Genomic DNA, 21396 nt, shown 5'->3' with positions numbered 1-21396 from the left:
GCGACTGCGTCACCCGGTTAAGAGATAAGGGTCGGGGTTGCGAAATTAAAGGGCAATGCGGCGATCGTCGAGCAGCCGTGAGAGCAGGTTTGCCCTCACATGCTTTGTACCGCACACACTTGTAGCCGCTGAGGAGCGCAGCAGGACCTTCAAAAGCAGGGGCCGCTTCGTCGCCCATCGCAGCCTCGTGCCTCGTCAGCGACTACAGGTTTTCATTCCTTCTCGCCCAACACCAATCGTTCCAGCGCCAGCAAATCCGGGATTTTCGCTACATGATCGCCCACCTGCACCGCCGCACGCTCCAGCGGGCTGAGCGGGACATCGACAAAACTCAGTTGGCTGTCCAGACGGTAAGAACGCGGGATGCCTTGCACCACCATGGCGATAAATTTGAGCCGGGAATCGCCGCCCAGGGTGTTGAGCACGACGATACGTGCCCGCTCACCAATAACGACGGGGCTACCGCAGGCCGCTTCAAAGCTGATCAATGGCAGTTCGCGGTCGCGCCAGGTGATCTGGCGCAGGTGCCAAGGCGGTGAATCGCTGCTCGGGTCGCCGCGCTGCCAACCGATCAGCTCGGCTATCGCTACGTTGGGCAGCAGCAAGTAGCGGTCGGCCAGTGGTAGCAGCAAACCGGTCAGGCTGCCCACGCGATGATCAAGCATGAAAGTTGCTCCAGTAGGCGATGCGTTCCAGCAACACCGACTCTTGATACGGCTTGCCCAGGTAGTCGTTGACGCCAATGGCCATCGCCCGGTTCTGGTGTTTTTGCCCGGTGCGCGAGGTGATCATGATGATCGGCAAGTCTTTAAGGCGCGGGTCGTTGCGCACCCGGGTTGCCACCTCGAAGCCGTCCATGCGCGGCATTTCAATGTCCAGCAGCATCAGGTCGGGGGTGTGCTCTTCGAGCACGCTCATGGCGTCGACCCCGTCTTTGGCGGTGATGACGTTCATACCGTTGCGCTCCAGCAGACGGCTGGTGACTTTGCGCACGGTGACCGAGTCGTCCACTACCAGCACCAGCGGCGGGCGCACGGCCGGAATAAATTCAAGGGCGCCGACCGCTTCGTGATGCGCCCGTTGTAACGGCTGACGCGCCTGATGCGCGCGAATGTAAGCCAGCAGATCGAGGATCAGCACCACCCGACCATCCCCAAGGATGGTCGCGCCCGACAACCCCTGCACCCCGGTAAATTGCGGGCCGAGACTTTTGACCACTATTTCTCGCGAGCCCGCCAATGCGTCGACCTGCAAGGCCACGCGCTGATCCTGGCAATGTACCAACAGCACCGGCAATGAATGGCTCTCGCCCACCAGCTTGGGTTTGCCTACGGTTTGCAGCAATTCGCCGAGGTAACGCAGTTCGTAGGTTTGCCCGCCGTAGTGATACAGCGGCGGGTTGAGCTGGTAGTAACCCTCCAGCTCGTTGGGCATGACGCGCACGATGCCTTCGACAGTGTCGAGCGAGATGGCGTATTGCTCGTCGGCGCACTGCACCATCAAGGCTCGGTTGAGCGAAACGCTGAACGGCAGGCGGATCTGAAAGTGCACGCCCTGCCCGACCACCGAGTCGATGGTCATACTGCCGCCCAACTGACGCACTTCTTCATGCACCACGTCCATGCCGACGCCGCGCCCGGAGATCTGGGTGATTTTTTCAGCCGTAGAAAACCCCGGCTGCAGGATGAACTGCAACACTTCGCGGTCACTGACCGTGGCCTCGGGGTCCAGCAGGCCGCGTAAAATGGCTTTGCGGCGCACGGCTTCAAGCGGCACTCCAGCACCATCATCGTGCATGTCGAACACCACATCGCCGCCTTCGTAAGACAACTCCAGGCTGATCAGGCCCTGCTCCGGCTTACCACTTGCCTGGCGGATCTCGGCAGGCTCAAGCCCGTGGTCGACGGCGTTGCGCAGCATGTGCTCCAACGGCGCCACCATACGTTCAAGAACGTTGCGGTCGATTTCGGCTTCAGCATTGATCACGTTGAATTCAACGTGCTTACCCAGTTCGCTCGCCACCTGACGCACCACGCGTTTAAGCCGCGGTAACACGCGCTCGAACGGCACCATGCGCGTGCCCATCAGGCCTTCTTGCAACTGGGTGTTTACCCGCGCCTGCTTTTGCAACAGGCCGTGCGCATCCTGACAGCGGGCCGCCAGTGTGGCTTTAAGATCGAGCAAGTCCGACGCCGACTCGAACAGAGCGCGGGACAATTGCTGCAGCAAGGAATGACGGTCCATTTCCAGCGGGTCGAATTCGTCGTAAGCCACGCCATCGGCTTCAGTGTGCGGGCGGCTGTGCAGGCGACCTTGGGTTTCGCTGTCGAGCCGACGCAGCTGATCCTGCATCCGCTCGAGGGTGGTCTGCATCTCGTTGAGGGCCACTTGCCCATCGTTGACCTGCTGCTCCACCCGCCCACGAATGATCGAGGCTTCACCCGCCAGGTTGACCAGGTCTTCCAGCAATTCGGCTGGCACCTTGAGGGTGTCCAGCCCCGTGCGCTCGCCTTCGGGCACCGGCAACGCCGCCGGCTCAGGCTTGGGCACCGCGCCAGGCGCCTGCCGGGTGTTGCGCTCAATCTGGCGAATCTGCTCGATCAGCGCCTGGGGCGAAGGCAGTGGCTGGCCACTGCGCAATGCATCGAACATTTGCGCCAGCTGGTCGTGGCAACGCTGCAGCAGTACGAACAGTTCAGCACCGGGCACCAGAAAGCCCACCGAAATATCTTCGAAGAGGGTCTCAAGTTCGTGAGCAAAGTCGCCAATGACGGCGACCTCGACCATGCGCGCGCCCCCTTTCAGGGTGTGCAAATCACGCAGCAGGTTTTCCACTTCAAGATGGTTTTGCGGGTCGGCTTGCCAGCGTAACAAGGCCGCTCCCGAGCTTTCGAGGATGTCGAAAGCTTCATCGAGGAAGATATCCTGCAGTTCCGGGTCGCCGCTATTGAGCGCAACATCTGACTTGGGCTCGATGCTGTTCGGCTCGACAGGCGAATGGCTGTAGAGGCGAAACCCGCGAATGGCCTCGATCAGTTCATAAGACTCGCTCAACGGCTGCTGGTGCTGCAGTTGTTCAAGCATCAGCCCAAGCTGCTCATGGCTGCGCTCAAGCAAACGGCTTAAGGCCGGGCTCTCATTCAAGCGCCGGTCCAGCAACCCTTCATACAAATGCTCAAGCTCATGGGCCAACTCGGCAACCGGCTCGATCCCGGCCATGCGCGCACCGCCCTTGAGGGTGTGCAAATCGCGCTGCAAGGAAGACAGCGACGCCAGACTGTCGGGCGCACTCAGCCAACGCTGCAGGGCAAAACCTGCACTTTCGAGAATATCCACGGCCTCTTCGAGAAAAATCTCGACGATCTCCTCGTCGAACTCATCGGCCTGATCGGCCCCCAACTGATCGGTGGCGGTTCCCAGTTCGGTGATCTGGCTGCCATCACCGCGAACCAGTCCCGTGGCGTCGGGCGCCAGACCTTCATGCAACAGCCCGTACAAGGTCTGGATCAGCTCCGGTTGCGGAGTGATTTCCTGCCCTGCAGCCAGTTGGTCGAGCATGCTAATCAACGCTTCATGAGCGTCATCGGCCGCTTCAAAGAAACGTTCACTGACTGCCAGGCTGCTTTCTTCGACGGCGCCGTACAGGTCGAGCAAGGCTTCACATAGACCATCAACAGGCTGCAAGTCGAGCAGGTGCGCCGACCCGGCCAGAGTGCTCAACTGGTCCAGCAGGCTGTCGAGAGCATCACGTTGCCGGGGGTTCTGGTGCCAGTTTTTCAACAGTTCTTCAGCGTCAAACAGGATGTCCATGCTCTCGGCCAGAAACTCGGCAATACGCTGCGGATCACGCTTGGGGACCCAGCCGCTTGCAGGTGTATTGAGCAAGGTTTCAAGACGGGCGGCGATCAGTTGCTCGGTGCGTTCGATCAAGGAGCCAGCCCCCTGAATATCGGCCAGCGGGTCGATATCCAGCTGCTTAAGACCACGATGCAGCAAACCGTCGGCCTCCAGCAGCAGATCGACTTCATCCGGCCCCAGGGCAATATGGTGGGCCTTGTACTCACGCACCAGATGATCCAGTGGCGTGGCCAACTCAGCCATACGCACCACGCCCGCCATATGCGCGCTGCCTTTTAGCGTATGCATGGCCAGCTGCAAGTCGTCGCTGGCGTACAGCGGCATCTGCACGCGAGCCTGATCCAGAAACCGGTCTAGACGTTCGAGATGGGCTTGCGCTTCCTGCCGGAAAATATCCAGCAACTGCGGGTCGAAGCTGCTGTCCTGAGTGATCAGCAGCGGTTGCGCCAGGCGCTGCGCCCGTGCAGCCAACTGGTCGACGTCTTCGCGCTGACGCTGACCTTGCTCGGTAAATGCTTGAATCAGCTCGGGCAGCAGCACCAGCACGTCTTCGAGCAGTTGGTAAATTTGTGGAGACGGCGCCACGCTGTGTTCGATAACTCGATTGAGCAAGTTCTCGACCGCCCACGCCAACTCACCCAGCACCAGCGCACGCACCATGCGCCCGCTGCCCTTGAGGGTGTGAAAACCGCGCCGAAGCTCGGCCAGCGCAACGTTATCCGTAGGGTTGGCGACCCACTGCGGCAAGCAGTCGTGCAGACTGACCAGTACTTCGTCGGTCTCTTCCAGAAAGACTTCCAGCAACTCTTCGTCCAGCGGATCTTCATCCACCGGCGGCGGCAGCAAGCTGGTGGGCATGTGTTGCGCAGGCGGATTGAGCGCCGACAGCGGGCTGGCCAGCGCATCAGCCAAACTCTGCGCTTGCAGGTCAGGCCTCAGCGGTGGTGCTGCGGGGACGTCATTGAGTAGCAACACGGGGTGCGTGGCCGGGGCATATCCCAGCTCGGCCAGGCTGTTCTCGGCCCGGTCCAGTACCCGCTCGCTCGCCGCACCGGGGTCCTGAGCCAGTCGTTCCAGGTAATATTCGATACTGATCAGCGCATCAGCCAGATGGTCCAATTGCTCCGTCGTTGGGCGGTCGGGCCCTTGCAGTACGCGCTCGCCAATATAGTCGTTGCAGGCTTGCAGCAAGCTGGCGGCACGGCTCAGCGGGATCATCGCCAACGCGCCGCGAATTTGCGTCAGCAGCCCGGGCAGTGGCTGCAAGTGCTGGCGGTCGTGGTCTGCCGCCAGATAGTCAGCGATCAGGTCTTTGACTTCTTCCAGACCGATGCGCGCTTCCTTGATCACCAATTGGTGGATCTGCATCAGGTCGGTGGTAGGCAAGCGGCTCTCTTCGCGCTGCGAAGGCTCAACATTGCCGACCATACCGGCCAATGTCGCTTCGACATAGAGCAGGGCCGACGCAACATCCATCAACACCGCATCCGTCGGTTCGCGCTGGCCCTGAGCCAGGCTTTGCATCACCGCCAGTTGATCAATAATGACTTTGCGCGGCTGACCAAACCCCAGCACGGCCAAGGTGTCGGCGATCTGGCGCAACGGCGCCATCAGGCTGCTCAGTTCCGAAACATGCGAGCGATCACTGCGCACAAACAGGTCGAGGCGCTCCTTGACCCGCACCAGCTCTTCACACAGTGCCGCCACCACCGAACGCATTGCGTCGCGGTCGGGGCCGGCCAGTCGCGCCCGCTCCTCATCAACCATTGCCGCATCGGGCATGGCCTGATCCAGCTCGTAGTGATTCTTCAGCGCGAGCATTTTCGACGTCGGATGTTCGGCCTTCGCGATGTAAAACAGCAGGCTGGTAAGCAACTCTTCGGGCGCGGGCTGGTTGACGGCTGCAATGCCCTGCTCCAGTAGACGTTTGAGTTCCTTGTCGGATTTCTTCAGCAGGCTGCGCAGGGCTGGGCTGTTGGGCACCCGACCTTTAAGCATGCCGTCGACCAACGCCGCGGAGATTTTCCATAGAGCATTGAGCGGCGACCCCAGGCACAGGCTTTGAAGTTGCGCGAACACGCCAACCATTTGCTCCAGATTGGCCTGCACTGCTTCGCCACGGCGCAAGCCCAAAAACGCGGCTTGCAAGGTATGGCGCAGCATTCGCAATTGGCGCGGCAATTCAGACGGGGCCAGACGCTCAAGGGCCGCCGAATCTAATGCAGGCAAGACCTGCAAGGGCGGGCTGAACAGGCTGGTTTCCGAGAGCAGCGCTTCGCCACGAGCGGTGCGCAAATCATTGAGCAACGGCAACACCACCAATGGCCAGTCACGCCGGGCGCTGTGTACCCGGTCCAGGTACAAGGGCAATTGGCTGAACGCTTGCTGCAATAACCGCAGGGCTTCGTCGAGCTGGTTGACGTGGCCCTGTTGCAGGGCAATCACCAGTTGCTCCATCTCTTCAGCCAGCAAGGCTGCGCCATAGAACTCGACCATCAGCAAGCTGCCATGCACCTGATGTATGCACGCCAGACACTGCTCCAGCGTGTCAGCAGCAGGCTGTTGCGCGTAGGTATCCAGCGCCGTTCGGGCCTGTTTCAGGGTGAAGGCAATTTCGCCTTTAACCCACTCAAGGGCCACATAGTCGTGCCGGTCAACCATAACGACTCCAGTCAGAATTGCAGCGCATTACTGTGGCCCAAGGTCTTTTGGCGGAGCGGGCAAGGTGAAACCGGACACCGAACGCCGCAGCTGGCTGGCCATTTTGGCCAGGTTGCCGATGCTGTCGGCGGTCGCTGTGGAACCGGACGAGGTCTGGTTGGTGATTTGCTGAATGACGTTCATGGTCAAGGAAATCTGCGCCGCCGAGGTGGTCTGCTGTTGCGCGGCATTGGAGATGCTTTGAATCAAGTCCGCCAGGTTTTGCGACACGCCTTCGATCTCCTCCAGCGCCACACCGGCGTCATGGGCCAGACGGGCACCGCGCACCACTTCGGTGGTGGTTTGTTCCATGGAGATGACCGCCTCGTTGGTGTCCGCCTGAATCGCCCGCACCAGCGTCTCAATTTGTCGCGTGGCGGCCGATGAGCGCTCAGCCAAGCGCTGCACTTCGTCCGCCACCACGGCAAACCCGCGCCCTGCATCACCGGCCATCGAGGCCTGAATTGCCGCATTCAACGCCAGAATATTGGTCTGATCAGCAATATCGTCAATCAGGCTGACAATGTCGCCGATTTCCTGGGAAGACTCGCCCAAGCGTTTGATCCGCTTGGCCGTGTCCTGAATCTGATCTCGAATGTTGTCCATGCCGTGGATGGTGTTGTGCACCACTTCATTGCCTTTGTTGGCAATCGCCACGGAGCGTTCTGCCACCGCGGAAGATTCAGAGGCGTTGGCCGATACCTGATCGATGGAATGGGCCATTTGCTGGATCGCCCCCGAAGCCTCGGAAATTTGCTGGGCCTGATGCTCGGAGGCCTCGGCCAATTGCATCGCGGTGGCTTGGGTTTCCTGCACGGCGGCCGCGACCTGGCCCGCTGTGAGGTTGATAGTGGCCACCAGTTCGCGCAGTTGGTCGATGGAGTAATTGATCGAGTCGGCAATCGCGCCGGTGAAATCTTCGGTGACCGACGCGGTCACGGTCAGGTCGCCGTCGGCCAGATCGGCAATTTCGTCGAGCAAACGCATGATCGCGTTCTGATTTCGTTCGTTCTTTTCAGCAGTTTCGCGCAACTGGCGATTGGTCTCGCGCACCATCACCAACCCGATCAGGATAATTGATGCCAGCGCCAGCAAGCCCAGTACGTAACCGCCAATGATGTCGAGCGAACGCCCGCTGGCGAGGTTTTCAAAGCCGTTGGCCAAGGACGACGCTTCGTCGAGCAGGGTTTGCGACAGACTGAAAATACTGTTCGCTGCTTCACGTACGTGGAACAACTGCGGCGAGGTTTCGAGGATTTCATCCACTGAACCGGATACAAACTGGAACAGTTCGGAAATCTCCTGCAAACGGGCGCGGGCGTCCTTGTCTTCGACCTGGGTAATTCTCAGCCCGTCATTGCCTTCCAACATCCCGTTGAGCACTTGCCCAAAGCGGTTGGCATCACGCCCGAAGGCTCCGGCAGCCTGGGCCGCATTTTCGTCACCGGCCAGCACCGTATTCACCGCGCCCAAAATCCGCTCGGCCAGTAATGACTGACGCTGAGCCAGTGCCACCTGGCTGGCAGGAGCGCCCCGCTGCAAGAGAATTTCGACGACTTTTTCGTACTCGACCTGCAACTGCGGCACGGTCTCGGCCAGTGTCGCAGCCACTTGATGCAACGACAGTACAGTTTGCTGGCTGGCCAAAATGGCATTGACGTTGCTCAGCAACAACTCCCAGTCCCGCTGAACCGACTGCATTTCCTTGTGCACGGTAGGTGGGGCGGGAGGCAGGCCAGTGGCCGGGTCACCTTTTTTCAGATACCCCCAGCGCTGGCTAAAATCGTTGCGTGCATCTATCAACAACTTGAACGCGGCGGCTTTACCGGCAGCCGCTTCAGTGGCGTTCTTGGCGATGCGCTGGGACAAGACGCGCAACTCGCCCGCATGGCTGATGTACTGCTTGTCGTAGTTGGACTGGGTGTTGAGGTAAGCAAAGTTGGCGAACAACAGCATAATGAACACGATCAGGGCGATAAAAAGCACGATGATCTGCGAACGACTGCGCGACCCTTCCATTGGTTTAGCGGTATTGGCTGTGGTCATCGATCAGGTCCTGAGGTCCCGTTTTAAAGCTGAAGGCCTGCTCACACGGCCACCGCCCAGAACTGCGGCGCCTGGGCCAGGGCAAACGGGCTGAACACCCACCAGAGGTGTTCGGCGGCAAAGTGCCCTTGCACATAGGGGGCGAACATCGGGTGGGGCAAGTTTTGCGTATTGGCATTGAGGTCGGCATGGGCAAAGTGCTGCATGCCCTGCACTTCATCCACCTGCAAGCCGACGAACACGTCTTTATATTCCAGCACCAGCACCCGACGCTGCTTGCGCAAGGGTGACAGCTCAATCCCGAAAAAACCGCACAAATCCATGATCGGCAGCAATTGCCCGCGCAGATTGGCCACGCCCTTGACCCAGGGTTTTACACCGGGCAGCAGGGTGAACCGCGGCTCATGGAGGATTTCGGCAATTTCGCCCATCGGCGCCACAAAACAATGCTCGCCGATCCGAAAACCGATACCGCTCCAAGTGTCGAGCTGCGCTTGCGCAGGCACCAGTCCCGCCGCCAGTGAGCGACAGCGCTGGTCAATCTCGAGCAGCAGCTCGAACGCAGTCAGTGCGCCAGGCATAAGGTGACCGTCATTTTGGAGGGTTTTCTTCCAGGACTTTTTTCACCTTGAGGATCAGCTGTTCTTCATCGACCGGCTTGGTCAGGTAGCCCTTGGCACCCTGGCGTTGCGCCCAGACCATGTCGGTTTCCTGGTCCTTGGTGGTGACGACGATAACCGGGATGTAGCTGGTTTCCGGGTCTTTGGTCAGTTGACGCGTAGCCTGAAAGCCATTGAGGCCCGGCATCACGATGTCCATCAGCACGACGTCTGGCTTCTCCTGGCGGGCCAGGGCGACGCCATCGGCGCCATTTTCAGCCTTGAGCACTACATGGCCGTGCTTTTCGAGCATGCCGGTCAATTTGTACATTTCAGTCGGCGAGTCATCGACGATCAGAATGCGAGCCATGGTGTTCCCCATTCATAAGGTGGTTGGCCGGCTGGCCGGGCGTCATAGAGCACTTTGTACGATGTTGAAGGCGGGCACATGGGCCTTGATGGCACTCAGCAATTCATCACGGCTGAAGGGCTTGGTCAAAAATTGATCAGAACCCACGATCCGCCCCTTGGCCTTGTCGAACAGACCGTCCTTGGATGACAGCATGATCACGGGGATCGATTTGAACGCCCGATTGCTCTTGATCAGTGCGCAGGTCTGATAGCCATCCAGGCGCGGCATCATGATGTCGACAAAGATGATGTGCGGATGGTGGTCGACAATCTTGGCCAGCGCATCGAAACCGTCGATAGCGGTAATGACCTCGCAGCCCACGTTTTTCAACAGCGTTTCGGCGGTGCGGCGAATGGTTTTCGAATCGTCAATCACCATCACCTTCAAGGCGCTGGAATGCTTTTCCATATCTGCTCTACCGTCGCCACGGCGACCCATTTTGTTACAACTGAGCGACCTAAAACCCCAACTCCTTGATGGACAAGGGTTGTAAGCACTGTGCGAGCCTTTTTAGCACAGTCAGGACCTTCAATCTATCGAACGACCCAAGTGGCGGTTTTTCCTTGACCGAGGCCACACTCAGCGCCACTCTGGCGCCACTTTTCAGAGCCTTTGCGCCCACTATTTATTTGAGGAATTTGCCATGAGCGTTCGAGTCGGGATTGTCATGGACCCCATTGCGGGCATCTCCTATAAAAAGGACAGCTCGCTGGCCATGTTGCTGGCCGCCCAGGATCGCGGCTGGACCCTGTTCTACATGGAACAGCAGGACCTTTACCTGAATGAAGGCAAGGCACGGGCGCGGATGAAGCCGCTCAAGGTGTTCGCCAACCCTGAAAAATGGTTTGAGCTGGACGCCGAGACCGACACGGCCTTGAGCGATCTGGACGTCATCCTGATGCGCAAGGATCCGCCCTTCGATATGGAGTTCGTGTACTCCACCTACCTGCTGGAGCAGGCCGAACGCGACGGCGTGCTGATCGTCAACAAGCCGCAAAGCCTGCGCGACTGTAACGAAAAGCTGTTCGCCACCCAGTTCACCCAGTGCACGCCGCCGACCGTGGTCAGCCGCCGCGCCGATGTACTGCGTGAGTTCGCCGCTCTGCACGGTGACGTGATTCTCAAGCCGCTGGACGGCATGGGCGGAACGTCGATTTTCCGTCACCGCGTGGGCGACCCGAACCTGTCGGTGATTCTCGAAACCCTGACTGCCAACGGCACCCAGCAAATCATGGCGCAGGGCTATCTGCCAGCGATCAAGGACGGCGACAAACGCATCCTGATGATCGACGGCGAGCCGGTGCCGTATTGCCTGGCGCGCATCCCGGCGGCTGGCGAAACCCGTGGCAACCTGGCCGCCGGTGGTCGTGGCGAAGCCCGTCCGTTAAGCGACAAGGACCGCTGGATTGCAGCCCAGGTTGGCCCGACGCTGCGTGAAAAAGGCCTGCTGTTTGTCGGCCTGGATGTGATCGGTGAACACCTGACCGAAATCAACGTCACCAGCCCGACCTGCATTCGCGAAATCGACAATGCGTTCGGCACCAATATCGGCGCCCTGCTGATGGATGCCATTGAGCGCAAGCTCGCCGCACGCTGATCTGCAAAGCCTGTAATAGACCAACATTGCGCTATCATGCGCACCCTGTGAAACCCGCGATGTTGGTCTTTTTGCCATGACACTTCCCAGCGACCTGCCCCCCGAACTCAGCCATAAAGGCGTGCGCGCGGCCGATCGTCTTGGATTTACCCTGTTTATCGCAGCGCTGATCCATATCGCGCTGATTGTGGGCGTGGGTTTCAGCATGAGCGAGCCCAAACAAATCAGCAAAACCCTGGAGATCACCCTCTCTACCTTCAAAAGCGAAAAAGCCCCGGAAAAAGCGGACTTTTTAGCCCAGGACAATCAGCAGGGCAGCGGCACGCTGGATAAAAAAGCCGTGCCCAAGACCACTGAAATAGCACCATTCCAGGACAACAGCGTAAAAAAGGTCACTCCGCCGCCTGCCGCCAAACCCGAGCAGACCCAGGCCGCGCCCAAGGCCGCCGTGACCACCGTGGCGCCCGCGCCGAAAAAAGCCCCGGTCAAGCCGCAAAAGGTCAAAACCGAAGCGGCGCCCAAGGCCAGCATTCCAACCTTCGACAGCTCCCAGCTGTCCAGCGAGATCTCCAGCCTCGAGGCCGAACTGGCCAACGAGCAACAGTTGTACGCCAAACGCCCGAAGATCTACCGCATGAGTGCAGCCTCAACCATGCGCGACAAGGGCGCTTGGTACAAAGAGGACTGGCGCAAGAAAATCGAGCGTATCGGCAACCTCAATTACCCCGAACAGGCACGCCGGGAAAAGATCTACGGCAAGTTGCGCCTGCTGGTGTCTATCAACCGCGACGGCTCGCTGCACGAAGTGCTGGTTCTAGAGTCCTCGGGGCAGCCGCTGCTGGATCAAGCAGCGCAACGCATCGTGCGCCTGGCCGCACCTTTTGCACCGTTTACTGGCGACCTGGCAGACATCGACCGACTGGAAATCATCCGCACCTGGAAATTCGCCCAGGGCGACCGGCTTTCCAGTAACTGATACACAGGGCAGCTGTGGGAGCGGGCTTGCTCGTGATTGGAGCGCTGCGTTTTACCGTTAAACCGCGCCGCCTGTATCGCGAGCAAGCCCGCTCCCACAAAGACCCAGTAATATTAAGCTTCAAACTTGTCAGTTCACGTTGCCAGCGCCACACTAAGGCTCATGAAAAACCACGCACCGACTTACCTCAAGCATCAATTCCTGATCGCCATGCCGCACATGGCCGACCCGAATTTTGCCCAGACCTTGACCTACATCGTCGAGCACACGGCCAATGGGGCCATGGGGCTGGTGATCAACCGCCCGCTGGAGCTGAGCCTGGCGGATATTCTTGAGCAGTTGCGCCCGGAACAACTCTCCTCGCCCCTGTGCCAGCACGTGCCTATTTATGGCGGCGGGCCGGTCATGATCGATCGTGGTTTTGTGCTGCACCCCGCAGGCGTCAGCTTTGACGCCACGGTAGAGCTCGACGACGGCCTGGCCCTGAGCACCTCAGCCGATGTGCTGTTCAGTATTGCTGATGGTCGAGGGCCGCAGCGCAGCCTGATTTGCCTGGGCTATGCCGGGTGGGACGCCGGTCAACTGGAGACCGAACTGGTCAACAACGCCTGGCTGACCTGCCCGTATTCCGCTGACATCCTGTTTGAAACCCCTAGCGAGCTGCGCCTCGACGCGGCCGCCAAACACCTCGGAGTGAACCTCAATTTGTTAAGCACCCAAGCAGGCCATTCCTGATGGCCAGCCTTCGTTTACTGCTGGGCTTTGACTACGGCACCCGCTCCATTGGCGTGGCTGTCGGCCAGATGATTACCGGCCAAGCCCGCGAGCTGTGCAACTTGAAAGCCGAAAATGGTATTCCCAAATGGGAAGAAATCGAAAAACTGATCAAGGAATGGCAACCAGACGCGATGGTGGTCGGCATGCCCTTGAACATGGACGGCACCCCGAGCGAGTTCTGCGCCCGAGCGCAAAAATTTGCCAATCGCCTTAATGGCCGCTTCAATCTGCCCGTTTTTACCCATGATGAACGCCTGACCACCTTCGAGGCCAAAGGCGAACGCCGAGCCCAAGGCGGCCAGCGCGGCAGTTACCGCGACAACCCCGTTGATGCCATTGCCGCCAAACTGGTGCTGCAGGGCTGGCTCGACGCGAACCCGGCGCAATCCCAGGACTGAGCCGCGTTTATACAATTGACCCGCCTCATTGTTTGCGCCCGCCGCTGCACGTTCTGCTGCGCGGGCCTTTTAAGGAGCCACTATGATCCTGCCTGTTCCCGCTGAACTGATCTCCCAGATGGCCCTTGATCTCAAGGCCCACCTGGCCCGTCGCGGCATCACCGAGCCGCGTTACATCGGTATCCGCACCGGCGGCATCTGGGTTGCCCAAGCGCTGCTCAAGGCGCTGGACAGCGCCGCACCGCTGGGCACGCTGGACGTGTCGTTCTACCGCGATGACTTCAGCCAGAACGGCCTGCACCCGCAAGTACGCCCTTCCGAGCTGCCGTTTGAAATCGAAGGCCAGCACCTGGTGCTGATCGACGACGTACTGATGAGCGGTCGTACCATCCGTGCGGCGCTGAACGAGCTGTTCGACTATGGTCGTCCGGCCAGCGTGACGCTGGTCAGCCTGCTGGACCTGGACGCGGCCGAATTGCCGATCCGCCCGGATGTAGTGGGCGCGACCTTGTCACTCAAGCCGAGCGAGCGGGTAAAACTGTCCGGCCCCGCGCCACTAACACTCGAACTTCAAGACCTAGCCCTCTAAGAGACCATTGCGATGACGCCTACCGACGCCAAGCGCCCGCTGCAGCTCAATGATCAGGGCCAGCTGCGCCACTTTCTGTCGCTCGACGGTTTGCGCCGTGAGCTGCTGACTGAAATCCTCGACACCGCCGACTCGTTCCTCGAAGTCGGCGCCCGGGCGGTGAAAAAAGTCCCGTTGCTGCGCGGTAAAACCGTATGCAACGTGTTCTTCGAGAACTCCACCCGCACCCGTACTACTTTTGAGATGGCCGCCCAGCGCCTGTCTGCCGACGTGATCACACTTAACGTGTCGACCTCGTCGGCGAGCAAGGGCGAGACCCTGCTCGACACCCTGCGCAACCTTGAAGCCATGGCCGCCGACATGTTCGTGGTACGCCATGGCGATTCCGGCGCGGCGCACTTTATTGCCGAGCACGTGTGCCCTCAAGTGGCGATCATCAACGGCGGCGACGGCCGTCACGCTCACCCGACCCAAGGCATGCTCGACATGCTCACTATCCGTCGGCACAAGGGCGGCTTTGAAAACCTGTCGGTGGCCATCGTCGGCGACATCCTGCACTCGCGGGTAGCGCGCTCGAACATGATCGCCCTCAAGACCCTTGGTTGCCCGGACATCCGCGTCATCGCGCCAAAAACCCTGCTGCCGATCGGTATCGAGCAATACGGCGTGAAGGTCTACACCGACATGACCGAAGGCCTGAAGGACGTCGATGTGGTGATCATGCTGCGCCTGCAGCGCGAACGCATGTCCGGTGGCCTGCTGCCGAGCGAAGGCGAGTTCTACCGCCTGTTCGGCCTGACCACCGCGCGCCTGGCCGGTGCCAAGCCCGACTGTATCGTGATGCACCCTGGCCCGATCAACCGCGGCGTCGAGATTGAATCCGCCGTGGCCGATGGTCCGCACTCGGTGATCCTCAATCAGGTGACCTACGGCATTGCCGTACGCATGGCCGTATTGTCCATGACCATGAGCGGGCAAACCGCCCAGCGCCAATTCGAACAGGAGAACGCCCAGTGAAGATCAGCATTCTCGGCGCCCGTGTAATTGATCCGAGCAGCCAGCTGGATCAAGTGACTGACCTGCACCTGGAAGCCGGCAAGATCATTGCTATTGGCGCAGCGCCAGTCGGTTTCACCCCGACGCAAACCATCGAAGCCAAAGGCCTGGTAGCAGCCCCAGGGCTGGTTGACCTGAACGTTGCCCTGCGCGAACCGGGTTACAGCCGCAAAGGCACCATTGCCAGCGAAACCCGCGCGGCCGCGGCCGGGGGCGTTACCAGCCTGTGCTGCCCACCGCACACCAAGCCGGTGTTGGACACTTCGGCAGTCGCCGAGCTGATCCTCGACCGCGCCCGCGAAGCTGGCAACTGCAAAGTGTTTCCGATCGGTGCACTGAGCAAAGGCCTGGACGGCGAGCAACTTGCAGAATTGATCGCCTTGCGCGACGCGGGTTGCGTGGCATTTGGCAACGGCCTCAACAGTTTCACCAATACCCGCACCCTGTGCCGGGCGCTGGAATACGCGGCCACCTTCGACCTGACGGTGATTTTCCACTCCCAGGACCGTGACCTGGCCGAGGGCGGTATTGCCCACGACGGCGCGATGGCAGCATTCCGTGGTTTGCCGGGCATCCCGGAAACCGCAGAAACCGTGGCCCTGGCCCGCGACTTGTTGCTGGTTGAGCAAAGCGGCGTGCGCGCACACTTCAGCCAACTGACCAGCGCTCGCGGCGTGGCCCTGATCGCTCAGGCCCAGGCCCGCGGCCTGAAAGTCACGGCCGATGTGGCGTTGTATCAGCTGATTTTGACGGATGAAGCGCTGGTGGACTTCTCCAGCGTTTACCACGTGCAACCGCCGTTGCGCACCCGTGCCGACCGCGATGGCCTACGTGAGGCCGTGAAGTCGGGTGTGGTACAAGCCATCTCCAGCCATCACCAACCCCACGAGCGCGACGCCAAACTGGCACCGTTCGGCGCTACCGAGCCGGGCATGAGCAGCGTTGAAGTGTTGCTGCCTCTGGCGATGACCCTGGTCGAAGACGGCCTGCTGGACTTGCCTACCCTGCTGTCACGCCTCAGCGCAGGCCCGGCTCAGGCACTGCGCCTACCGGCCGGCAAGCTGGCGGTGGGTTCGGCTGCAGATCTGGTGCTGTTTGACCCGGCGGCTTCGACCCTGGTCGGCGAAAAATGGTATTCCAAAGGCGACAACTGCCCGTTCCTCGGCCATTGCCTGCCGAGTGCCGTGCGTTACACGCTGGTGGATGGCCGGATCAGTTACGAAGGCTGAAGCAGTACGACTAACCTGTAGCCGTGGGAGCGAGCCTGCTCGCGAAGATCATTCGCGAGCAGGCTCGCTCCCACAAAGGGCCTTGACCGGGCACAGAGTGTCGACAGGGTTCGTCAGTTAACGACGCTCTGCGTTCTTGATCGAGATCTGTGTATTCAAGGTCCAGAAGTCATACAAGATACCGATCAGGAACAAACCGCCGGTAAACAGGTAGATGATCCCCGTGATCCATTTACCCATGTACATGCGGTGTACACCGAACAACCCCAGAAACGTCAGCAGAATCCAGGCCACGCTGTAGTCAGTGTCACCTGCGGTGAAACGTAAATCGGCTTCACGGTCCATGCTCGGGATCAGGAACAAGTCGATCAACCAGCCAATACCCAGCAAACCCAATGTAAAAAACCAGATCGTCCCGGTCACCGGCTTGCCGTAATAGAAGCGGTGTGCGCCCAGAAATCCAAAAATCCACAGCAAATAGCCCAGCACTTTGCTGTGAGTATCGCGCTGTACATCGTCTCGATAGCCGCTCATAAATGCCCTCTTGGCTGCTGATAGAAAAATATTGTGAAGTTTTTTGTGACTTTTTTACTGTCGCGTAAAAGGTAAAAGTGTCTTACAAGAATTTCCGCAAAGCCTTGTAGTACCTGACCTACACCGTAGGCATGTGACAATTTGCCACCACCTTTGCGAAATTTGACCCCCAGGTCCAACCGACAAATGGCCTGAGAAAGGACAAAAAAGCTGTTATAAAGTTTCGCGTTTATAACCATTGAGCCCTGCCGAATGCGTCCTATATTCAAGACATGGCTAACCATTTGCCTATTAATGCCACTGGCCGCCCACGCCACCAATCGTGAGCAACATCTTCCTTCGGGCTTCACCGGTTACACCGCAAAACCATCTGCGGGCGTTGCCTATGTAGCCTCTAACAGCAAGGCCACGACCAAAACCGTAACACGTCCTGCGTCCAGTAAAGCCCACCGCAAAGCCCCCGGCAAAATTGCGACCGCTTCACTGGCCGCTGCCAACAAACAAAGCAGCACGGTGTTGAGCCGCGCAGTAAACGTGTTGGGCACCCCTTATCGTTGGGGCGGCAGCAGCCCAAGTAAAGGGTTTGACTGCAGCGGCCTGGTCAAATACGCCTTTAATGACGTTGCGGCCGTTGATTTGCCGCGTACCTCCAGCGAAATGGCCAGCGGTCATGGGCAAAAGGTCGAACGCAAGGATTTGAAACCCGGCGACTTGCTGTTTTTCAACATCAAGAGCCGCAAGGTCAACCACGTAGCCATCTACTTGGGCAACGACCGCTTTATCCATGCCCCGCGTCGTGGCAAGTCGGTGACTATCGACACGCTGAAGAAGCCTTACTGGCAGAGCCACTACGTGGTCGCCAAACGCGTACTGCCTAAAGAAGCCGGCACTCTGCGAGTAGCTCAGCGCTAAACAGCAAAACCTGTAGCCGCTGTCGAGCTCCGGCGAAGCTGCGATCGGCGACGTAGTCGTCGTGAAATCAGGCGCTATGGTGTGCCAGTTGAATCCGGGGCTCAGGGTTTACCGAACGCAGCCTCGTTCTACTCGTCAGCGGCTACAAAGATACTTCAGGCTCGCTCCCACTGGGGGCTTGACCTGGAACAAAGTATCTACAAGGTGTTGATCAGCCCTTTCTCCCTCAGCCGTTCCAGGCCCATCTCCAGCGTCTGCATGCCAACCGCCCCGCCGGTCTGGATGGCCGAGAGCATCTGCGCCACCTTGTTTTCCCGGATCAGATTTCGAATCGCAGGCGTAGCCAGCATGATTTCGTGAGCCGCTACCCGCCCGCCTCCGACCTTTTTCACCAGCGTCTGGGAAATCACCGCCTGCAGTGACTGCGAAAGTAGAGTGCGCACCATGGTCTTTTCTTCGCCGGGAAACACATCCACCATCCGGTCGATGGTCTTGGCCGCCGAGGAAGTATGCAACGTGGCCAACACCAGATGCCCGGTTTCCGCTGCTGTCAGTGCCAGCCGGATGGTGTCCAGGTCTCGCATTTCGCCGAGCATGATCACGTCCGGGTCCTCACGCATGGCCGAACGCAAGGCTGCAGCAAAGCTGTGGCTGTGGCGATGCACCTCGCGCTGATTGATCAGGCACTGGCGCGGTTCGTGGATGAACTCTATTGGATCTTCAAGAGTAAGGATGTGCTGCTGGCGGGTGCTGTTGAGGTGATCGATCATCGCCGCCAGGGTGGTGGTCTTGCCCGAGCCCGTAGCCCCCGTCACCAGGATCAGCCCGTGTGGGGCATGGCAAAGCTGGCTGAATACCTCGCCCAGGCCCAGCGACTCAAGGCTGGGTACTGCCTGGGAGATACTGCGAAACACCGCACCCGAACCGCGCTGCTGTTCAAAGGCATTGACCCGAAAGCGGCCTAACCCCGGCACGGCATAGGCAAAGTCGGCTTCATGTTGCGCCTCAAACGCGCCGCGCTGGGCATCGGTCATGGTGCTGTGGATAAGCCCTCGCGCCTGCTCCGCCTCCAGCATCGGTAAATCGCAGCGCTGCATATCGCCATCTATGCGCAGCATCGGCACCACGCCCGCTGACAGGTGCAAGTCCGAAGCCCCTTGGTTGACGCTGAACGCCAACAGGTCGGCGATATCCATCCCCCCTCCCAATTCCAGTAGAATGCCGCAGACTTTCACAACGGCGGGCTTAAACGAATGTCCACGATAGCAGGCAACATTGCCAAGGTTGAGGCTCGCATCCGGGCTGCAGCACTGGCTGTGCAACGTGATGTAACGAGCATTCATCTACTCGCTGTCAGCAAGACCAAACCTGCTGCCGCGTTGCGTGAGGCCTATGCCGCCGGGGTTCGCAACTTTGGCGAGAATTACTTGCAGGAGGCCCGCGCCAAACAGGTTGAATTAGCCGACCTGCCCTTGTGTTGGCACTTCATCGGCCCCATTCAATCGAACAAGACGCGCGACATCGCCGAGCATTTTGCCTGGGTGCACTCCGTGGACCGGTTGAAAATTGCCCAGCGCTTGTCTGAACAGCGCCCCGAAGACCTGCCGCCGCTCAATATATGTATTCAGGTCAATGTCAGTGGTGAGGCCAGTAAATCAGGCTGCACCCCGGCAGATTTGCCTGCGCTGGCAGCCGCTATCAGCGCACTGCCACGTGTGAAATTGCGCGGCTTGATGGCGATTCCGGAGCCGACTGAAGACCGCACCGAGCAAGACGCCGCGTTTGCCACGGTACGCACGCTGCAAGAGAGCCTGAATATGGGCCTCGACACGCTTTCAATGGGCATGAGCCACGACCTGGAGTCGGCTATTGCCCAAGGCGCCACCTGGGTGCGCATTGGCACTGCATTATTTGGCGCCCGCGACTACGGCCAGGCCTGAAAGGGCCTCCCTCATTTTTTATAAGGATCGGTTATGAGCAAAACGCGTATTGCCTTTATCGGCGCCGGAAACATGGCTTCCAGCCTGATCGGCGGCCTGCTGGCCAAAGGTCTGGATGCAGCACAGATCCGCGCCAGCGATCCCGGTGCCGAGACTCGGGCCAAAGTGGCCGCCGAGCATGGCATCGAACTGTTTGCCGAAAACGCGCAGGCGATTCAAGACGCCGACGTAATTGTGATCGCAGTCAAGCCGCAGGCCATGAAAGCCGTGTGCCAGGACCTGCGTCCGCACCTGTTGCCGCATCAACTGCTGGTATCGATTGCCGCCGGTATCACCTGCGCCAGCCTGCTCAACTGGCTGGGTAACCAGCCGCTGGTGCGCTGTATGCCCAATACCCCGGCATTGCTGGGCAAGGGCGTGAGCGGCCTGTACGCCACCGCGCAAGTGAGCGTCGAGCAACGTCAACTGGCCGAGCAACTGCTGAGTGCCGTGGGCATTGTGGTGTGGGTCGATAGCGACGCGCAGATCGATGCCGTGACCGCCGTATCCGGCAGTGGCCCGGCGTACTTCTTCCTGTTGATCGAAGCCATGACCGATGCCGGAGTCAAACTCGGCCTGCCGCGCGAAGTCGCCAAGCAGCTTGCCGAACAAACGGCGCTGGGCGCCGCGCACATGGCCGTGGGCAGCGATGTCGACGCCGCCGAATTGCGCCGCCGCGTGACTTCGCCAGCCGGGACGACCGAAGCTGCGATCAAATCATTCCAGGCCGACGGCTTCGCAGCCTCGGTCGAAAAAGCATTGAGTGCCGCCGCGCACCGCTCGGCCGAAATGGCCGAACAACTGGGTCAATAAGGAGCACATGATGTCCGGACTAAATGGCGCAGCCATTTTCGTAATTCAAACCCTGGGTAGCCTCTACCTGCTGATCGTTCTGCTGCGGTTTATCCTGCAGCTGGTGCGGGCCAACTTCTACAACCCACTGTGCCAGTTCACGGTAAAAGCCACCCAACCCCTGCTCAAGCCTTTGCGCCGGGTGATTCCGAGCCTGTTCGGCCTGGACATGTCGTCGCTGGTGCTGGCCATCGTGGTGCAGATGGTGATTTTCGCCGTGGTGCTGACACTCAGCTACATGTCGTTCAACGTGCTCGGCCTGCTGCTGTGGGCGATCATTGGGGTGACCGCGCTGTTTTTGAAGGTGTTCTTCTTTGCCTTGATCATCAACGTGATCCTCTCGTGGGTAGCACCGGGCAGCACCAGCCCTGGCGCTGAGCTGGTCAACCAGATCACCGAACCTGCCCTGGCACCGTTCCGCCGCTTTCTGCCGAGCATGGGCGGCCTGGATATCTCGCCAATTCTGGCGTTTATGGTGATCCAGTTGATCCAGAGCTACGTGATCCCGCCATTGGCCATGTATGTCGGCATGCCGGTCGTGTTGTTCGGCCTGATCTGATGAGCTACTTCCGTTGGGACGGCGAGGATCTGATTCTCGACTGCCACCTGCAACCCAAGGCCAGCAGCGACGAGTTTGCTGGCCTGCACGGTGAGCGTCTGAAAATCCGCCTCACCGCCCCACCGGTAGAAGGCAAGGCCAACGCCCACCTGATGGCCTTTCTGGCCAAGGCGTTCGGCATCTCCAAAAGCCAGGTAAGCCTGATCAGCGGCGAACTCAACCGGCAGAAACGCGTGCGTTTGCACGCACCGAAAAAACTGCCGGATTTGCCGGGACTGGCCAGGCCCGATCATTTGTAGCAGCTGCCGAAGGTACGAGGCTGC

20 protein-coding genes are annotated in these 21396 nt (G+C 59.7%); 12 read left to right on the top strand and 8 right to left on the bottom strand.

Translation table 11 applies throughout. The features are described 5' to 3' along the window. Positions 1 to 212: 212 nt before the first annotated feature. Genes U5A05_RS01860 through pilG form a run of 6 tightly spaced genes read right to left on the bottom strand, consistent with a single transcriptional unit; the run spans position 213 to position 10023 of the window. Entirely contained in the window at positions 213 to 665 is a 453-nt protein-coding gene (locus U5A05_RS01860; RefSeq protein WP_261740584.1) for a chemotaxis protein CheW, read from the bottom strand. Next, positions 658 to 6519, bottom strand: coding sequence for an Hpt domain-containing protein (locus tag U5A05_RS01855; protein ID WP_321835449.1), 5862 nt, complete (start codon positions 6517 to 6519; stop codon positions 658 to 660). Before U5A05_RS01855 ends, U5A05_RS01860 begins: the two co-directional genes overlap by 8 nt. Before the next feature lie 27 nt (positions 6520 to 6546). Continuing rightward, positions 6547 to 8604, bottom strand: coding sequence for a methyl-accepting chemotaxis protein (locus U5A05_RS01850; RefSeq protein WP_395247099.1), 2058 nt, complete (start codon positions 8602 to 8604; stop codon positions 6547 to 6549). Between the two features lie 41 nt (positions 8605 to 8645). Next, positions 8646 to 9185 carry a chemotaxis protein CheW gene (locus U5A05_RS01845; RefSeq protein WP_261740582.1) on the bottom strand — a complete coding sequence of 180 codons (540 nt, stop codon included), beginning with the start codon at positions 9183 to 9185 and terminating at the stop codon, positions 8646 to 8648. Positions 9186 to 9195: 10 nt separating this feature from the next. After that, complete coding sequence (gene pilH / locus U5A05_RS01840; RefSeq protein WP_261740581.1) at positions 9196 to 9573, bottom strand: twitching motility response regulator PilH; 378 nt, start codon at positions 9571 to 9573, stop codon at positions 9196 to 9198. A 42-nt stretch (positions 9574 to 9615) separates the two neighbouring features. After that, positions 9616 to 10023, bottom strand: coding sequence for a twitching motility response regulator PilG (gene pilG, locus U5A05_RS01835; RefSeq protein WP_261740580.1), 408 nt, complete (start codon positions 10021 to 10023; stop codon positions 9616 to 9618). A gap of 235 nt (positions 10024 to 10258) precedes the next feature. On the opposite strand from pilG, the gene gshB reads away from it, so the two are divergent. The 7 genes from gshB (at position 10259) to U5A05_RS01800 (ending at position 16237) form a co-directional block, all read left to right on the top strand. Continuing rightward, entirely contained in the window at positions 10259 to 11212 is a 954-nt protein-coding gene (gene gshB / locus U5A05_RS01830) for a glutathione synthase (protein ID WP_133075178.1), read from the top strand. Between the two features lie 76 nt (positions 11213 to 11288). Further along, complete coding sequence (locus U5A05_RS01825; RefSeq protein ID WP_321835444.1) at positions 11289 to 12188, top strand: energy transducer TonB; 900 nt, start codon at positions 11289 to 11291, stop codon at positions 12186 to 12188. A gap of 162 nt (positions 12189 to 12350) precedes the next feature. Beyond that, positions 12351 to 12923, top strand: a complete 573-nt coding sequence (locus tag U5A05_RS01820) for a YqgE/AlgH family protein (RefSeq protein WP_321835442.1) — start codon at positions 12351 to 12353, stop codon at positions 12921 to 12923. Next, positions 12923 to 13363: a Holliday junction resolvase RuvX gene (gene ruvX / locus U5A05_RS01815; RefSeq protein ID WP_261740577.1), complete on the top strand. Its 441-nt coding sequence runs from the start codon at positions 12923 to 12925 to the stop codon at positions 13361 to 13363. Before U5A05_RS01820 ends, ruvX begins: the two co-directional genes overlap by 1 nt. An 82-nt stretch (positions 13364 to 13445) precedes the next feature. Beyond that, a complete protein-coding gene (pyrR, locus tag U5A05_RS01810; protein WP_321835439.1) occupies positions 13446 to 13952 on the top strand; it encodes a bifunctional pyr operon transcriptional regulator/uracil phosphoribosyltransferase PyrR in 507 nt (168 codons plus the stop codon). 12 nt (positions 13953 to 13964) lie between these two features. Continuing rightward, positions 13965 to 14969 carry an aspartate carbamoyltransferase catalytic subunit gene (locus U5A05_RS01805; protein WP_019828034.1) on the top strand — a complete coding sequence of 335 codons (1005 nt, stop codon included), beginning with the start codon at positions 13965 to 13967 and terminating at the stop codon, positions 14967 to 14969. Beyond that, positions 14966 to 16237 (top strand): dihydroorotase, encoded by a 1272-nt coding sequence (locus U5A05_RS01800; RefSeq protein WP_321835437.1) that lies wholly within the window; start codon positions 14966 to 14968, stop codon positions 16235 to 16237. Before U5A05_RS01805 ends, U5A05_RS01800 begins: the two co-directional genes overlap by 4 nt. Positions 16238 to 16354: 117 nt before the next feature. Here U5A05_RS01800 and U5A05_RS01795 read toward each other — a convergent pair whose 3' ends face one another. Next, complete coding sequence (locus tag U5A05_RS01795) at positions 16355 to 16771, bottom strand: NINE protein (RefSeq protein WP_261740574.1); 417 nt, start codon at positions 16769 to 16771, stop codon at positions 16355 to 16357. Between the two features lie 252 nt (positions 16772 to 17023). Here U5A05_RS01795 and U5A05_RS01790 point away from each other — a divergent pair, with 252 nt between their 5' ends. Further along, positions 17024 to 17683, top strand: a complete 660-nt coding sequence (locus U5A05_RS01790; protein ID WP_261740573.1) for a C40 family peptidase — start codon at positions 17024 to 17026, stop codon at positions 17681 to 17683. 197 nt (positions 17684 to 17880) lie between these two features. On the opposite strand, the gene U5A05_RS01785 is transcribed toward U5A05_RS01790, so the two are convergent. Next, positions 17881 to 18879 (bottom strand): type IV pilus twitching motility protein PilT, encoded by a 999-nt coding sequence (locus U5A05_RS01785; protein WP_321835433.1) that lies wholly within the window; start codon positions 18877 to 18879, stop codon positions 17881 to 17883. Positions 18880 to 18936: 57 nt separating this feature from the next. Between U5A05_RS01785 and U5A05_RS01780 the strand changes: the two genes are divergently transcribed. Genes U5A05_RS01780 through U5A05_RS01765 form a run of 4 tightly spaced genes read left to right on the top strand, consistent with a single transcriptional unit; the run spans position 18937 to position 21372 of the window. Further along, positions 18937 to 19623: a YggS family pyridoxal phosphate-dependent enzyme gene (locus U5A05_RS01780; RefSeq protein ID WP_321835431.1), complete on the top strand. Its 687-nt coding sequence runs from the start codon at positions 18937 to 18939 to the stop codon at positions 19621 to 19623. Positions 19624 to 19656: 33 nt separating this feature from the next. Next, entirely contained in the window at positions 19657 to 20475 is an 819-nt protein-coding gene (gene proC / locus U5A05_RS01775; RefSeq protein ID WP_261740570.1) for a pyrroline-5-carboxylate reductase, read from the top strand. A gap of 10 nt (positions 20476 to 20485) precedes the next feature. Further along, the gene (locus tag U5A05_RS01770; protein WP_261740569.1) at positions 20486 to 21073 is read left to right on the top strand and encodes a YggT family protein; all 588 of its coding nucleotides are present in this window, start codon (positions 20486 to 20488) and stop codon (positions 21071 to 21073) included. Further along, complete coding sequence (locus U5A05_RS01765; protein ID WP_321835428.1) at positions 21073 to 21372, top strand: DUF167 domain-containing protein; 300 nt, start codon at positions 21073 to 21075, stop codon at positions 21370 to 21372. Before U5A05_RS01770 ends, U5A05_RS01765 begins: the two co-directional genes overlap by 1 nt. The last annotated feature ends 24 nt before the right edge of the window (positions 21373 to 21396 follow it).

The organism is Pseudomonas kulmbachensis, assembly GCF_963681935.1.
Classification (GTDB): domain Bacteria; phylum Pseudomonadota; class Gammaproteobacteria; order Pseudomonadales; family Pseudomonadaceae; genus Aquipseudomonas; species Aquipseudomonas kulmbachensis.
The sequence above is the reverse complement of the archived record's forward strand: the minus strand, read 5'-3'. Positions and strand labels throughout refer to the sequence as shown.

Coding starts and splice junctions, on each gene's coding strand:
- U5A05_RS01820 (WP_321835442.1), top strand. CDS start 12,351: ATGAAAAACCACGCACCGACTTACCTCAAGCATCAATTCCTGATCGCC.
- U5A05_RS01850 (WP_395247099.1), bottom strand. CDS start 8,604: ATGACCACAGCCAATACCGCTAAACCAATGGAAGGGTCGCGCAGTCGT.
- U5A05_RS01805 (WP_019828034.1), top strand. CDS start 13,965: ATGACGCCTACCGACGCCAAGCGCCCGCTGCAGCTCAATGATCAGGGC.
- pyrR (WP_321835439.1), top strand. CDS start 13,446: ATGATCCTGCCTGTTCCCGCTGAACTGATCTCCCAGATGGCCCTTGAT.
- U5A05_RS01855 (WP_321835449.1), bottom strand. CDS start 6,519: ATGGTTGACCGGCACGACTATGTGGCCCTTGAGTGGGTTAAAGGCGAA.
- U5A05_RS01790 (WP_261740573.1), top strand. CDS start 17,024: ATGCGTCCTATATTCAAGACATGGCTAACCATTTGCCTATTAATGCCA.
- U5A05_RS01770 (WP_261740569.1), top strand. CDS start 20,486: ATGTCCGGACTAAATGGCGCAGCCATTTTCGTAATTCAAACCCTGGGT.
- U5A05_RS01825 (WP_321835444.1), top strand. CDS start 11,289: ATGACACTTCCCAGCGACCTGCCCCCCGAACTCAGCCATAAAGGCGTG.
- ruvX (WP_261740577.1), top strand. CDS start 12,923: ATGGCCAGCCTTCGTTTACTGCTGGGCTTTGACTACGGCACCCGCTCC.
- U5A05_RS01845 (WP_261740582.1), bottom strand. CDS start 9,185: ATGCCTGGCGCACTGACTGCGTTCGAGCTGCTGCTCGAGATTGACCAG.
- proC (WP_261740570.1), top strand. CDS start 19,657: ATGAGCAAAACGCGTATTGCCTTTATCGGCGCCGGAAACATGGCTTCC.
- gshB (WP_133075178.1), top strand. CDS start 10,259: ATGAGCGTTCGAGTCGGGATTGTCATGGACCCCATTGCGGGCATCTCC.
- pilH (WP_261740581.1), bottom strand. CDS start 9,573: ATGGCTCGCATTCTGATCGTCGATGACTCGCCGACTGAAATGTACAAA.
- U5A05_RS01765 (WP_321835428.1), top strand. CDS start 21,073: ATGAGCTACTTCCGTTGGGACGGCGAGGATCTGATTCTCGACTGCCAC.
- U5A05_RS01860 (WP_261740584.1), bottom strand. CDS start 665: ATGCTTGATCATCGCGTGGGCAGCCTGACCGGTTTGCTGCTACCACTG.
- U5A05_RS01785 (WP_321835433.1), bottom strand. CDS start 18,879: ATGGATATCGCCGACCTGTTGGCGTTCAGCGTCAACCAAGGGGCTTCG.
- U5A05_RS01780 (WP_321835431.1), top strand. CDS start 18,937: ATGTCCACGATAGCAGGCAACATTGCCAAGGTTGAGGCTCGCATCCGG.
- U5A05_RS01795 (WP_261740574.1), bottom strand. CDS start 16,771: ATGAGCGGCTATCGAGACGATGTACAGCGCGATACTCACAGCAAAGTG.
- pilG (WP_261740580.1), bottom strand. CDS start 10,023: ATGGAAAAGCATTCCAGCGCCTTGAAGGTGATGGTGATTGACGATTCG.